Here is a 14,915-nt window from a genome sequence, read left to right on the forward strand (position 1 = left end):
CGTTGCCATAGGGATCCATGATGGCGATGACGAGCGCGCCGCGCTTGTACTGCGCGAGCTCGGAGGCCTCGGGCCGCTTCACCTTGATGATGATGTCGGCATCCTTCAGCGCATCCGCGCTGACGGTGGCGCCGACCGCCGTGAATTCGGAATCCGGCAGGCCGGACTTGAGCCCGGCACCTGGCTCGACCGCGATCTCGGCGCCCAACGCCTTAAACTTCTTCACCGTATCGGGCGAAGCGGCGACTCGCGGCTCCGACGGATCGATTTCCTTGGCAACGGCGATCTTCATAGGCCCTCCGGCGACGCGGGAAAAAACGCGCACGCGAACTTAGCGTTACTCCCGCAACGTTGGATACCGGTTTTAGAACCGGCTTGTGTGCAAATTTTCTGGGCACCGCCGGCATTGGCGGTACGGCCGGCGATGGATCAGGTCAGGAAGATCGCCATCAGGATCACGATGAGCGCGACCGAGGCCGTGCCGTACTTCACCAGCTTGATGAAGCCCTCATAGGTCTGCTCGTGGGCAACGTAGTCATTGCCGTCGGCGGTGGTGTATGCCACTTCGCTATGGTCAGCCATGGATGTCCCCAGTCGAAAGTCAATTCCCGGCTGGCAATACCGCAAACCTTCGGGCAGGGCAACGGCACCAATGAGCGGTTTTCCGGCAAATCAGGTCATTTGGAATTCCAATTGTCGCGGATCCAGCGCGCAAGGCTCTGCTCGCTGACTTCGCCGGCGGCAAGGGAGAGGATGATGGTTGTCGCTTCTGCCGGATCGGGACTGAACGCCACGCCGTTCTTGCGCAGAAAGACCATCATCGCCATGAAGGCAATGCGCTTGTTTCCATCTACGAATGCGTGATTCTTTGCGAGCCCGAATGCATAGGCGGCGGCAAGCTCGTCCAAGGGCGCCTGTTCGTAACGCCATTTGTTGATCGGTCGATCCAGCGCCGAGCGCAACATGCCTTCGTCGCGCAATCCCGGCGCGCCGCCGAAACGGCGGAGTTGTCGACCGTGAAGCGCGACAGCCTGCTCGTAGGTGATCCAGAGCGGCTCCTGAGGATCACTCATGCCATAGCCGATTATCTGGAGCCGATTATTTGGCGAGCGCAGCGAGTGTATCGCGATACTTGTCCATCACCTCGTCGGCGATTTCCATCGTTCGCTCGAAATCAGGATCGTACGGCACGGCCTGAAAGCCCCCGCCGGGCAATTCCACAATGTGCAATTGCTGTCCGCGCTTGAGATCGAGCCGCTGCATCAACTCCCGGGGCAGCAGCAGACCATCCGAATTGCCGATCTTCTTGATCTCGATCTTCATGGCCAGCCTCCAACTCGCATGTTATACATATGTATAACACAGCTCGTCAGACCGTTCAACAAATGGTTTACCGCCATCCTTACCCCTGATCCAGCCCGGCGATCGTGCCCGCCATGACCGTGGGCCGCTCGACGACGGGCCAGCCCAGGGAACGGCGGACCTCGTCGATCGCCTTCTCGCCCGCCTCGGTGAATCGCGCCGTACGCGGGGCGGTGCCGGGACCGACCGCGACGGGGTGATCGCCGGCGAGGAAACCATGGGTCATGTGGAAACCAAGCGCACGATAGACCTCGAACTGCTCCTCCGAGAAGAACTGATCACCAGTGGTCTCGTGCGGAAAGCGATCATTCCGCCGCGCGTAGTCCCGGATGTAGTCGTTCTCGTCGCTGGTGAGCGAAGATTTGACATAGACGAGATAGCCCTTCTCCTCTCCGCCATAATCGATGCTGCCGATTGCGACGTGAACGTGGTCTTGCGGAGCGTCATCGTCCACGTCGGGAGGAGACGACGGATCGCCAGCCTTGTCGGCATTGCGCGCCATCAGCGCGCGTGTGCGTTCGCGAATCGGCGTCCATGGAAGATCGATCCGGACGCCGAGATCAATACGGGCGTAGCGCTGCAACGTCATCAGCGAGCCGAAATTCATCGGCGCATCGGCTTCCGCGTCCACCGCGATGATCACCTTGCAGCGGCGGCGCAACAGCTCGTAGACGCCAAGATTTTCGATGTGGCCACCGTCCGTCAGGTAGACACTGTCGCTATTCTCGTACAGGCGCCCCGAGATTTCGGACCAGAAATAAAGCGGCGTGGAGCGGCGCTGCGGCCGCACGCGCGCGTCGACGTAACGCGGGTTCTTCAGCCAGTAGCCCAGCCGTACGTTGAGAAGCGCAAGTGTGGGTGTCAGCGCCTTGATCGAGTTCGAGCCCATGTTCGAGGAAGCCGCCGCGCCGGAAATCGCCATTGCCGTCGCAAGGTCGAGACTTTGCTCATCGTCCTGCAGCAAGCCGGTGGATGCATAGCCCGTTGCCTCGCTACCGACGTTCAGGGCGGAGAACATGAAGAAGTCCGCGTTGCGGCCACGCCGGTTGGCAAAGTCCGAGCCTTGAATATTCAGCGCAGTATTGATGAGTTGATACGGCCCGCGCAACGTCGGCGTTGCCGGCTGCCCCGGAATACGGGCGGTCTCGGTCGGAGCGGCATAGAGATCGGTCAACTTCATGCGATCGAGCGCCCTGAAATCACGCCCCTGATCGAGGCTGGCTTCGGCCCGGGCGATGCCGCCGTCGGCCGAACGAGTCGGATCGAACAGGAAAGCCTTGCTCAGCCGATCGCGATAGAGCCGATGCAGCGAGTTCGCATTCGGCGTCAGGCAGAACGAGATGGCGAACAACAGGAGCCCGGCAAACGTGTAGAGGATCACCATCGGAAGACTGAACGAGTAGCTGAGTTCCGAGGCCGAGCCCTGGAACAGACTGGGAATGCGGGCCTGAACCAGATGCCCCGCTTTCTGGGCCAGGAATTCGAGCCATGCCGGGGCATGCCAAGTGGGTGTCAACCGCTCGGTATCGGCCACGACCGGCGGCGCGGCCTGCGGCGTAATCTCGGCTGACAGGGTGCCCTTGCTGGCATCGAACTGGATCTTGCCTGCCAAACTCCCGGACGACGTATTCGATTTGGCTTTGACCAGGCACTCTCTTTGGGAAGTAGCCCCTAGAGCCGACGGGCACCTCTCGAACAAGTCGTTGGCGATGCCCCAATACGACAGATAGAGGTATGCGACCCAGATGATGAGCGGAAGTGCGAGGCCCGCAATCCAAAGCGCCACCTTGGCGACGACCGCGAGCACCAGCGATCCCCATTGCGAAGATACGCTGTTGCCCTTCAACAGTTCAGCGAACTGCTGCCTGAATGCGGTGACGATGATGCCGATTGGCGCAGCGGCTGCCGCGAGCGACTTGATCCAGGTGATTGCAACAGCGGCAGCCGGTCCACCGATTGCGCTGCTCTCGGCAACATCAAACATCTGCTCCAGCATGAAAGGCTGAAATTCGAAGAAGGCGATCGCCGCCAGCAGCACCAGAAAGGTCGCCCCCATGCTCGGCCAATGCGAGCGAAATTCCTGCCGCTTTCCCGGGCTCGCGAACGACTGCTTGAGTGCCCATCCGAAAAACAGGACGACCCCGATGATGGCGACGGCCAGGCTCAGCGCAAAGTGCTGGACCTTGAGAAATCGTGCAAAGTCGCAGGCGACGCCGAGCAGCAAGGCTATACCGGCGAGGTAGGCGCAAACGATGCTGGGGCCATTGCCGCGAACGGAACGGGAGCTCAAATAGGTCAGCCCGCTGCAGAGAAGCAGCACCAGCGCCGCGGCCGCGCCAAAGGCGCTGAAGCCGTAACGATCGATGCTGCCAAAATCATGCAATTCGCACAATTTGCGATCGTTGAGGCCGATACCAAGGACGTTCGCGACCGTCAGGCAACTGCGCAACGGCGTCGACCATATGGTGACGGCGGCAAGCAGCAGCACGATGGGCAACGTCAGGCCGATATTGGCCACCAGGCCGCGCACGACAATCGCAAATCCGGTCAGAAGATCGCGTGCGCCGGCGGGGATCAGATAGTTGGAATAGTTGCGGAGATGTCCGACCGAAGGCGTGTCGCTGATTTCGGCAGCGGTTACGGTACCTGCGACCGGCCTTTCACCGAATACAAACCGCCCTGCCGCCGTCATGGTCGCGCTGAGCGAAGTGCCGATATAGCCGCCACCCGACACCGTGGAGAGATAGTCGATCCGCCCGATCAGGTTGTGGTGATTCAAGGCTTGTAGCACGCCGAGGCAAAGGGCCGACGAGCGGATGCCGCCGCCGGACAACGCGAGCCCGACGACGTCGAGCAACTGGCAAGGCTCCAGGGTAGCGGAATCGAGGCGCCGTTCCGGCTCACGCCGCGTGTTGATTGCCGCGATCTCGTCGCGGACGATTTGATGGTGCTTCTCGCACCAGGGCGTCTCCTCATCGACCGCTGCAGTATTTCGTGCTTCGGGAACCGGCGCGGCGGGCCCTTGATCGCGCATGGGCGTCTCCCCAGGCAAAAATCGACCGATCCACAATCAATAGTTGAAAATTATATCCGCAGTCTATCAAGGTTAGTCTTGCGGGCCGCGCGAACGTTCAATCCCACGTAGCAAATATCAAGACGATCGCGAGGACCGCCAGGGAGAGTGGAGTCGCGGATTGGAACTCACAGCGCTACAAATATTTGCAACGCCCCCGTTCGGCATGAATGTGCCAAGACGCAGCTTACGCCTCTATCCGGCGTAGCTCCGCTGAGCAGCCGGTGTCGCAGACATCAGGTCGCAGCCACGCGCTCCGAGGAACGCGCGACGTCGCCTCAGCCGAGGCCCTCGAGCTCGTCGATCATGCCGGCAATGACCGAAAGACCGCCATCCCAGAATTTTGGGTCTTTGGCATCCAGCCCGAACGGACGCAGCAGCTCGGAATAATGCTTGGTGCCGCCGGCGGCGAGCATGCCGAGATAGCGTTCGGCAAAGCCTTCGGCCGCGTTCTCGTAGACGGCATAGAGCGAGTTCACGAGACAATCGCCGAACGCATAGGCGTAGACGTAGAACGGCGAATGGATGAAGTGCGGGATGTACATCCAGTAGTTCTCGTAGCCCGCCTTGATCTCGATCGCCGGCCCCAGGCTCTCGCCTTGCACCGAGAGCCAGATCTCGCCGAGCCGCGTCGCGGTGAGCTCGCCGTTCTTGCGCTCGCTGTGGACCGCGCGCTCGAACGAATAGAACGCGATCTGCCGCACCACGGTGTTGATCATGTCCTCGACCTTGCCGGCGAGCAGGGCCTGACGCTGTTTTGCATTTTTGGTCTGCGCCAGGAGCCGTTTGAACGTGAGCATCTCGCCGAATACGCTCGCGGTCTCCGCCAGCGTCAGCGGCGTCGGCGCCATCAGCGCACCGTTCTTGGCCGCCAGCACCTGGTGCACGCCGTGGCCGAGTTCGTGGGCGAGCGTCATTACGTCGCGCGGCTTGCCCTGGTAGTTCATCAGCACATAGGGGTGCGCCGACGGCGTTGTCGGATGCGAGAAGGCGCCCGGTGCCTTGCCCGGGCGCACCGGCGCATCAATCCAGCGGTCGGTGAAGAAGCGCTCGGCGATGTCGGCCATGTCAGGCGAGAAGCCGCGATAGGCCGATAGCACCACGTTGCGCGCCTCGGGCCAGGCGATGGTGCCGGTCGTGGCAAAGGGCAGCGGCGCATTGCGGTCCCAATGGGCGAGCCGCTTCTTCTTGAACCAGCGCGCCTTAAGCGCGTAGTAGCGATGCGACAGCTTTGGATAGGCCGCGCGCACGGAGGCGACCAGCGCATCCACGACCTCGCGCTCGACGCGGTTGTTCAGATGCCGGGAATCCGCGACGTCCTTGAAGCCGCGCCAGCGATCGGAAATGTCCTTGTCCTTGGCGAGGGTGTTGGTGATCAGTGCGAAGGTGCGCTCATTGGCCTTGAAGGTTTTTCCCAGCGCTTGCGCCGCGCTCCTGCGCTTGGCGCCGTCGCGGTCCTGCAGCAAATTCAGCGTCGGCTCGATCGCCAGCTCCTTTGCACCGATCTTGAAGCGAAGACCCGAGATGGTCTGGTCGAACAGCCTGTTCCAGGCGGAATAGGCGGTCTGCGCCTTCTCCAGGAAGAGCTGCTCGAGCTTGTCGTCGAGCTGATACGGCTTCTCCTTGCGCAAATCCTCGATCCAGGGACGGTAATGCGCCAGCTCCGGCGCCTGCATCGCGCCGGTCAAAATATCGTCATCGATGCGATTGAGTTCGAGCGCGAAGAACAGAAGGTGGGTGGACGCAGCCGTCAGACGCTCGGAGACGTCGCCGTAAAACTTTGAAATCTTGGGATCAACGCTGTCGCCGGCATGGACCAGACCGGCATAGGAGCCGAGACGGCCGGCGAGGTCGTCGATCAACTCATAGCGTCGCACGGCCTCCGCGAGCCATTTTCCGCCATCTTCGTTTGCTGTTCCTGTCGCGAGCTTGCCCTTGTAGTCCGTCTCGAACGCGACGCAATCGGCGTCCATCCTTTCGAGATCGCGCGCCACTTCCGGAGCATCGATCCCTGAATAGAGATCGGCGAGGTTCCACTCCGGAAGCTTGGCGGTCTTGCTCGCAGGCCTGGAGGATTTTGCCTTGGGAGGGGATTTGCCGGCGGAGTTCTTGGTGGTCGGCTTGCCGAGGGCGGGCTTGGTACGAGCGGATTTATTACGAGCGGATTTGGAGCGCGAATTCATTGTGTGGGAAACCTGTGTTCAACAATCGCGGCGGCGGGCGGGGCCATCAAGGTTTAAGAGTGCGTTAATCGGCTTCGGCCAGAGTGCCCCGATTCGAGACAGATAGTAGTAGCGTGCGGGGAACACCATGGCTGCCAGTATTTTGATCGCCGATGACGACGCTGTATCCCGCCGGCTGGTCGAGAACATGGTGCAGAAATGCGGCTATGAGACGATCGTCGTGGACTCCGGCGATGCCGCGATTGCCATCCTCACCGCCCCCGACGCGCCCGCCATCGATGCCATGGTGCTCGATCTGGTGATGCCCGGCCTCGACGGCATGGGCGTGCTGGCGAAGATCCGCGAAGCCGGGCTGACCATTCCAGTGATCGTGCAGACCGCCCATGGCGGCATCGATAACGTGATCTCGGCGATGCGCGCGGGTGCTGCCGATTTCGTGGTCAAGCCGGTCGGCATGGAGCGGCTCCAGGTCTCGCTTCGCAATGCGCTCAACGCCTCCGCGCTCAAGGGTGAATTGCAGCGCATTCGTCACAGCCGCGAGGGACGGCTGACCTTCGCGGACATCGTCACCCGCGCCGAGGCGATGGCGAGCGTGATGCGGACCGCGCAGAAGGCAGCGGGCTCGTCGATACCCGTGCTGATCGAGGGCGAGTCCGGCGTCGGCAAGGAGATGTTCGCACGCGCCATCCATGGCAGCGGCGAGCGCAAGGCAAAGCCGTTCGTTGCGGTCAATTGCGGCGCGATCCCCGACAACCTCGTCGAGTCGATCCTGTTCGGCCACGAGAAAGGCGCCTTCACCGGCGCCACCGAACGGCACATGGGCAAGTTCGTCGAAGCCCATGGCGGCACGCTGTTTCTGGACGAGGTCAGCGAGCTGCCGCTGACCGCGCAGGTCAAGCTGCTCCGCGCGCTCCAGGAGGGCGCGGTGGAGGCGGTCGGCGGCCGCAAGCCGGTCAAGGTCGATGTCCGCATCATCTCGGCGACCAACCGCAGGCTTTTGGAGCGGGTGAAGCAGGGCCATTTCCGCGAGGATTTGTTTTATCGTCTGCACGTGCTGCCGCTGACGATCCCTTCGCTGCGGGCCCGCCGCGAGGACATTCCGCATCTCTTGCGGCATTTCCTGGCGCGCTTTGCCGCCGAAGAAAACCGCCCCATCGCAGGCATCAGCGGCGAGGCGGTGGCGCATCTTTCGGAGCTCGAATGGCCGGGCAATATCCGCCAGCTCGAAAACGCGGTCTACCGCGCGGTGGTGATGAGCGACGGCGACCAGCTCGGCCTCGGCGATTTCCCGCTGCTCGCCTCGCATCAGCACGTGGCAAGCGAGATTCCGACCGCGCCGCTGATGCTCGAGCCGATTGCGGCGCCCTCGCTGGTCTCGGGTAATGAAATACCGATTGCACCCCTACCCTCGACAGGAACCCTGGCCATGCTGACCGCGACCGGCGATGTCCGTCCGCTGGAGGAGATGGAGAACGAGATCATCCGCTTTGCGATCTCGCATTACCGCGGACAGATGTCGGAGGTCGCCCGCCGCCTCAAAATCGGCCGGTCCACACTCTACCGAAAACTCGATGAAGCCGGCGTGCCCGGACATGGCGGCAAAAGCGGCGAGGAGACGCACTGAGCAGCGCTGCCAACGGCCGGCTGCCCGATCGTGCGATGTCGCATTAAACCATTCGCATGACGAAAGAATTCGACTGCGATTCGAACCGTGACTTGGAAGTGACAGACAAAGGGAAAACTGCGTGGCAGAAGCGCACTATCCGTTGCAAAGGGGCTTCCTTGAAGTCAGTTTGTCGTGAGTTGTCCCGGGTAACGCTGGCTGCAAAAACGGGGCCTGTATATCGTCTGCGTAAGAATCGTTGCGTGCAGGCGTGCAACTTGCGAGAGGCCGGCGCGGTTTAGCCGAAGCTGAAAAGACATAACAAAGCCGTTCCACCAGGGGCGGTTCACCCAAGGGGTGTGACACAATGCGTGACTGTTTGAACCACCGTGCAGGCTTTGACCGCGTCTTGATGGCGGTCGCGGCGACCTTCCTCACGGTGTCGGCCAGCTCAGCCCTGGCGCAGGATCAGGCGCGCAGCAGCGCCGCCGAGCTCGCGATCGAAGCCGCGATCCCGCGCCCCGAGCCCGCAAACGTCCCGCCCCCGAGCGCAGCCGATATCAAGCTCGACACCACCGCTACGGTTCAGGACCCCGCGAAGGAGCCGGCCAAGGACGCCGTGAAGGCGGAAGCTGCGCCAGCTCCAGACAAGGTCGAGACCAAGCCCTCCGAGGTCGCGACCACGCCCGCAACTGAGGCGCCAAAGAGCGAAACAGCCAAGACAGAACCCGCAAAGTCCGAGCCCGCAAAGTCCGAGCCCGCCAAAGCTGACACTGCAACAGCGCCGGCCGCTCCCGCGGCGCCCGCTGCCGCCGCCGCAACCCCGGCGTCCGAGCCGGTGAAGGCCGCGAGCAACGTTCCCGCCGCCGACCAGCCGGTCGCCGACAAGCTCAAGGACATCATCGGCGCCAAGACCTCGCGCCATTTCGACCGCAAGAACGAGCGCGCCGCTGTCGAGAAATTTTACGGTGCGCGCGACTACGCGCCGGTCTGGACACAGGGCGGCAGCCTCACCGCTGCGGCCAGGGGCGTGATCGCCCGGCTGAAGGATGCGGCCTCCGACGGCCTCAATCCCGCCGACTATCCGGTGCCGGATTTCGCCGCCGCCACGACGCCCGACGCCCTCGCCGATGCCGAGCTGAAGCTCACCGCCAGCATGTTCGACTATGCACGCCAGGCCCAGAGCGGCCGCATGCACTGGTCCCAAGTCAGCGCCGACATCCTTTATCCCGAGCATCCTGTCGACCCGAACGACGTGCTCGCCAAGGTGACGACCTCAACTGATGCCTCCGCGGCGCTCGACAGCTACAATCCGCCGCAGAAGCTCTACAAAGAACTGAAGGCGAAGCTCGCACAGTTGCGCGGCCAGACCGACGGCCCGGTGATCGAGATCGCCGACGGCCCCGCATTGAAGTACACGCCGGCCCGCGGCAAGAAGCAGGCGGAGATCGTCGTGGAAGATCCGCGCGTGCCGCAGCTGCGCGCCAAGCTCGGCATTGCCGAAAATGCCAGCGACACCCGCTATGACGCCACGGTCGCAGAGGCCGTCCGAAAATTCCAGGACGGCGCCGAGATCAAGGCGACCGGCATCCTCGACGACAAGACCGTCAAGGCGCTCAACAGCCCGAAGCGCGACAAGCAGATCGACGTCGTGCTGGTGAATATGGAGCGCTGGCGCTGGCTGCCGCGTGACCTCGGCGTGCCCGCGTTGGGCGACGCCTATGTCATCCTCAACATTCCCGACTATACGCTGAAGGTGATGCAGCGTGGCCAGCAGGTCTGGACCACCCGCGTCGTCACCGGCAAGCCGGGCCAGCACGCCACGCCGCTCCTCACCGAGACGATGAAGTACATCACGGTCAACCCGACCTGGAACGTGCCGCCCTCGATCGTCTACAACGAATATCTGCCGGCGCTTCAGCAGGACCCGACCGTGCTTCAGCGCATGGGCCTCAAGCTCGAACAGAATCGCGACGGTTCGGTGCATATCTCGCAGCCGCCGGGTGAAGCGAACGCCCTCGGCCGCATCCGCTTCAACTTCCCGAACAAGTTCCTGGTTTATCAGCACGACACGCCGGACAAGAATCTGTTCGCACGGGACGAGCGCGCCTTCAGCCATGGCTGCATGCGCGTGCAGAATCCGGATCAGTACGCATCCGTTCTGCTCAATATTGCCATGCCGAACGAGAAGTACACGCCGGAGCGCGTGCGCAGCATGTACGGCAAGAGCGAGATCGACCTGAAATTCCCGACGCCGATCCCGGTCAACATCACCTATCAGACCGCGTTCGTGGACGATGCCGGCAAGCTGCAATTCCGCAAGGACGTCTATGGCCGCGACGCGACCATGATCAACATCCTGAAGAACAACCGCGGCAAGGATCTCGAGAACGTCGTGGCTCACTCCCAGCCGAGCTATTCGCGCCCGGCGACGACGCTGCCGTCCGGCGTGGCGATAGCCAACAATGGCGGCGGCTCGTCCGGCCTGAACTTCTTCGAGCGGCTGTTCGGGGCGCCGACCCCGCCGCCGGCTCCAGTTGGTCGCCGTCCGCAGCAGCAGCGGGTGTTCACCCGCTGAGTCCTTCCTGATCAGTCTTCCTGAAATTCTTCAATCAAAACAGCGACATCATCCTCTCGATGGGGTCGCTTAACGTTAACCATTCTCGACCCGAACTCGGGCAGCGGGCGTTTTTTCGCCACACTCAACCGGTTAGGTTTGCATTCTGACTTGGTTTGGGGGCGGGAAGGTCAACCTCAAATTAACCTTCTCGCTTTAACAAAGCGTTCATCCTCTTTCGCGCGCTAACGGGGTTGGCGGGAGAGTCCATTTTGAACGCTGGTCGACTGGGTGGGCTCTAACGTGCTGACTGGTCTCGCACGCCAATTCGCTGTGCTGTCGTTGTCCCATGCGGGCGTGAAGGCTGGATCGCGGATCGGCCTCGCATCCGTATTGCTGTTTGCTGCGGCGGGTTCAGTTCACGACGCCGCCGCGCTGAACGAGACCAAGACGCTCTCCTTCCACCACACCCATTCCGGCGAAGATCTCACCGTCACCTTCAAGCGCGACGGGCGCTTCGACGAAGCGGCGCTGAAGCAGCTCAATCATTTCCTGCGCGACTGGCGCACCCAGGATGAGACGGTCATGGACCGTCACCTCTTCGACATCCTCTGGGAAGTCTATCGCGACGTCGACGCCAAGCAGCCGATCCAGATCATCTCCTCCTACCGCTCCCCCGCCACCAACGCCATGCTCCGCCGCCGCTCCTCGGGTGTTGCGCGCTTCAGCCAGCACATGCTGGGACATGCGATGGACTTCCACATTCCGGGCGTGCCGCTGGAGCAGATCCGCTTCGCCGGCCTGCGCCTGCAGCGCGGCGGCGTCGGCTTCTATCCGACCTCCGGCTCGCCCTTCGTGCATCTCGACACCGGCAGCATCCGGCACTGGCCGCGCATGACGCATGACCAGCTCGCCCGCGTCTTCCCGGACGGCCGCACGGTCCATCTCCCGACCGACGGCACGCCGCTGAAGGGCTATGAGCTCGCCAAGGCTGACATTGAGCGGCGCGGCAGTGGCGAGAACGCCGGCAGCAAGCCGAATTTCTTCGCCGCGCTGTTCAGGGGCAAGTCGGCTCCGGCCACCAGCAGCAGCGACGAGGATGACGAGGGCGGCCCCGCCGCGGCCTCCAAACCGTCCGCGCCGACCCTGGTCGCAGCCGCAGCCAAGTCCTCCGATCCGGTGCCGACGCCGCGCGCCAAGCCAGTCGCCGCCACGCTCCAGCTCGCCTCGGCGGATGCGCAAATCGTTGCGCCGCCCAAGCCGAAGCCCGCGCCCGTGGCTGACAGGCCGGCTGCCGCCAAGCCGGAGACCCCGGCAGACATCATCAATGCCCGCGGCTTCTGGGATTTCCCGGCCACGCCGCAGCAGGCAACGCCGGCTCAGGTCGCCGCGCTGAAGGCGCGCCAGGCGCTCGCCACCGACCCGCAGCCGACCGCAAGCGTATCGTCGTCGGCCTATCAGGCGCTGGCCTACGCACCGGCCTCCGCCTCGCCGGTCGACCGCGCCAACGTGGTCGCCGCCTCCGCGCCGATCCCGCGCTCCGCCCGCCCCGCGTCCCGCAACCTCGCGCCCGCGACCGAGATTAACACGGTGGTCGGCAAGCGCATCGACGGCATGGTCGCAACTGCGACCCGGCTCTCCGCGGCCAAGGGCGAGAGCATCTGGCTCAAGATCGTGATGCTGTCGCCGAGCGCCAGCCGCTCGATGTCGGTCACGCTGATGGGCGAGCTCGACATGGCGGCGATGCGCGCCTATTTCGTCAAGCCGCAGTCCGTGATCGCGATGGGCTTTGTTGACGATCCGATGCAGGGCCTGTCCTGCGACAGCTTCTCGGGCACCGCGACTGCGAAGCTCGATACGACGTCCTTCGTCGTGCGCACGGCGGCGCTGCGCTGAGAGCTCGGGGCCCGCAAAGCGGTCCCCTGCCTTCTTTCCCACTCGAATCGATCATGCCGGCAGGCCGGCCCTGACGAGGCCAGCTTCATGGCGTTGGCGGTCGACTTCGCGCTTGTAGTGCAGGGTTGCAAGATGGGCTGCCACCGAGAATCCTGGTTCGCGCTTCAGCACCTCGGCGGCATGAGCTCCAGCCGCGACGGGATTGTTCATCTGCGCGAATGTCGCCGCGAGGAACGCGTGATGGGTATAGTCGGCTCGTGTGATCCTTGAAAAGGCCTCAGCGGCATCGGCGTACTTCTCCGCGCAGTAATAAGCACGGCCCAGATGGCTCCAGAAGCGCTCGGGATGATAAGGGTTGAGGCGCATCGCTTTCTTGATCCAGTCGATGCCTTCCTCAGGCAGACCCAGCCAGGTCAGAAGCTCTCCCTGCTGCACGACCACTAGATCGTAATTCGGGTTGAGGGCGAGCGCACGCTCCTGATGATACGTGGCTCGTTCGTAATCGTGGCGCGTCAGATTGAGCGCGGCGAGGATCCGGTGCACGTCCGCATCATTGTCATCGAGCGCCAACGCGGTCTCGAGTTCCGAAGCCACCTGTTCAAATGTCGCATCGCGATCAGCGCACCAGCCGTAGATCCAGCACTGGCCGAGCACGCATGCCTTCCACGCGTGGGCGTGGGCATAGTTCGGATCCATCGCCAGCGCTCGGTTAAGCAGCATCTGCGCCTGAGCGTTGTCTTCGCGGGTCGAACGGTGATGCAGGAGCTTTGCCGCCAGCACGCATTCGTAGGCGGCCATATTATCGGTCGGCTTGCGCTTGGTGCGGTCGTGCGTTGCTGCTTCCACGCGACCGGGGAGCGTCGCGGCGATCGCGCGGGTCATCTCGTCCTGGATGGCAAAAATATCCTGGAGCTCGCGGTCGTAGCGTTCGGCCCAAATATGGCGGTCGGTTTCCGCATCGATCAGCTGCACGGTGACGCGTACGCGCCCTCCGGCCTTCCGCACGCTGCCCTCAATGACGTAGTCGACTCCGAACTCACGGCCGATGGCCTGGACCTTTACGGCCTTGCCCTTGTAGACGAAGGTCGAGTTGCGGGAGATGACAAGCAGGTCGTGGAAGCGTGAAAGCTCCGTAATGATGTCTTCAGTAAGACCGTCCGCGAAGAACTCCTGTTCGGGATCGCCACTCATGTTGGCGAACGGCAGCACGGCGATGGACGGCTTCTTCGAGATACCCGGTGCCATAGCAGCAGCCTTTGCCCCATCGGGCGGGCTTGCAGGGCCCTCCGCCAGCCGAACGCGGAAGACGCGGATCGGGCGGGCGATGTTTTTGACGCTCTGTTCGCCGAGATCGTCGAATTGAACCCCGTCCAGCCGGTCGCCGACCTGATCACGCACCGCGCCTGAAACGCAGATTCCTCCAGGCTCGGCCAAGGCTTCAAGTCGCGCTGCGACGTTGACGCCGTCGCCGAATATGTCGTTTTGATCGACGATTACATCGCCGAGATTGATGCCGATGCGGAATTGTATCCATCGCGGCGGCGGAACGTCGGCATTGCGCCGTGCCATGCGGCGCTGAACTTCGGCGGCACATAGCACGGCATCGACGACGCTATGGAATTCGGCGAGCATCCCGTCGCCGGTCGTCTTGATGATGCGACCGCGATTTTTGGCAATGGCTGGATCGATGAGCTCGACCCGATGGGTCTTGAGGCGCGCAAGGGTACCCCCTTCGTCGACCTCCATGAGCCGGCTAAAGCCGACCATATCAGTCGCGAGAACCGCCGCGAGCCTGCGCTCTGGTCCGGGCACGTCCATTACTCGGTCCCTTCACCGAGCATTCTAGCAGACGACGGGATTTTGCCCAAGCTTGGTGCGCTGCAACGCCAACCGGCGCGGCGCCTCAGAGCATGCCGAGCGCCTGCATATAGGTCTCGAGGATCGTCTCGGCTTCGGCGCGCTCGTTGGGATCCTGCTTGCGCAGGCGCACGATGGTGCGCAGCGCCTTGACGTCGTAGCCGTTGCCCTTGCTCTCGGCATAGACGTCGCGGATGTCGTCGGAAATCGCCTTCTTCTCCTCCTCCAGCCGCTCGATGCGCTCGATGATGGATTTGAGCTGGTCCTTGGCAAATTTCGTCGCGGGCTCGTCGTCGCGGACGGCGGCGGAGGTGGCCATCTTGGTACTCCTAATGAAACTGGCAAAACGAGGTGACGCCGGCATCGTCACCGCGCGTGCTGGTT

Annotated in this window: 10 protein-coding genes and 1 pseudogene; 3 read left to right on the top strand and 8 right to left on the bottom strand. The window is 62.9% G+C overall.

Annotated features, from left to right (window positions below; translation table 11 throughout):
- The 6 genes and pseudogenes from GWG65_RS10695 to GWG65_RS10720 form a co-directional block, all read right to left on the bottom strand.
- Positions 1 to 292 (bottom strand): annotated as a pseudogene (locus tag GWG65_RS10695) (NAD(P)(+) transhydrogenase (Re/Si-specific) subunit alpha); the annotation flags it as partial.
- A 137-nt stretch (positions 293 to 429) separates the two neighbouring features.
- Entirely contained in the window at positions 430 to 582 is a 153-nt protein-coding gene (locus GWG65_RS10700; protein WP_008136857.1) for an aa3-type cytochrome c oxidase subunit IV, read from the bottom strand.
- A 95-nt stretch (positions 583 to 677) separates the two neighbouring features.
- Positions 678 to 1,073, bottom strand: a complete 396-nt coding sequence (locus GWG65_RS10705) for a type II toxin-antitoxin system death-on-curing family toxin (protein WP_275195552.1) — start codon at positions 1,071 to 1,073, stop codon at positions 678 to 680.
- A gap of 25 nt (positions 1,074 to 1,098) precedes the next feature.
- Positions 1,099 to 1,323, bottom strand: a complete 225-nt coding sequence (locus GWG65_RS10710) for an AbrB family transcriptional regulator (protein ID WP_275195553.1) — start codon at positions 1,321 to 1,323, stop codon at positions 1,099 to 1,101.
- A gap of 79 nt (positions 1,324 to 1,402) precedes the next feature.
- Complete coding sequence (locus GWG65_RS10715) at positions 1,403 to 4,396, bottom strand: cell division protein (RefSeq protein ID WP_275195554.1); 2,994 nt, start codon at positions 4,394 to 4,396, stop codon at positions 1,403 to 1,405.
- Between the two features lie 317 nt (positions 4,397 to 4,713).
- On the bottom strand, positions 4,714 to 6,618 hold the full coding sequence (locus GWG65_RS10720) for a M3 family oligoendopeptidase (RefSeq protein ID WP_275195555.1): 1,905 nt from the start codon (positions 6,616 to 6,618) through the stop codon (positions 4,714 to 4,716).
- A gap of 127 nt (positions 6,619 to 6,745) precedes the next feature.
- On the opposite strand from GWG65_RS10720, the gene GWG65_RS10725 reads away from it, so the two are divergent.
- The 3 genes from GWG65_RS10725 to GWG65_RS10735 all read left to right on the top strand — a co-directional run bounded on the left by GWG65_RS10725 (position 6,746) and on the right by GWG65_RS10735 (position 12,674).
- A complete protein-coding gene (locus GWG65_RS10725; protein WP_275195556.1) occupies positions 6,746 to 8,242 on the top strand; it encodes a sigma-54 dependent transcriptional regulator in 1,497 nt (498 codons plus the stop codon).
- 346 nt (positions 8,243 to 8,588) lie between these two features.
- Complete coding sequence (locus GWG65_RS10730; protein ID WP_275195557.1) at positions 8,589 to 10,799, top strand: L,D-transpeptidase family protein; 2,211 nt, start codon at positions 8,589 to 8,591, stop codon at positions 10,797 to 10,799.
- Positions 10,800 to 11,081: 282 nt separating this feature from the next.
- Complete coding sequence (locus tag GWG65_RS10735) at positions 11,082 to 12,674, top strand: DUF882 domain-containing protein (protein WP_275195558.1); 1,593 nt, start codon at positions 11,082 to 11,084, stop codon at positions 12,672 to 12,674.
- Between the two features lie 51 nt (positions 12,675 to 12,725).
- Here the strand turns inward: GWG65_RS10735 and GWG65_RS10740 are convergent, their stop codons facing one another.
- Positions 12,726 to 14,492: an adenylate/guanylate cyclase domain-containing protein gene (locus tag GWG65_RS10740; protein ID WP_275195559.1), complete on the bottom strand. Its 1,767-nt coding sequence runs from the start codon at positions 14,490 to 14,492 to the stop codon at positions 12,726 to 12,728.
- A gap of 85 nt (positions 14,493 to 14,577) precedes the next feature.
- Positions 14,578 to 14,850 (bottom strand): DUF2312 domain-containing protein, encoded by a 273-nt coding sequence (locus GWG65_RS10745; RefSeq protein ID WP_018641571.1) that lies wholly within the window; start codon positions 14,848 to 14,850, stop codon positions 14,578 to 14,580.
- Positions 14,851 to 14,915: the final 65 nt, after the last annotated feature.

It is taken from the genome of Bradyrhizobium sp. CSA207, assembly GCF_029051685.1.
In the GTDB taxonomy this organism is placed as follows: domain Bacteria; phylum Pseudomonadota; class Alphaproteobacteria; order Rhizobiales; family Xanthobacteraceae; genus Bradyrhizobium.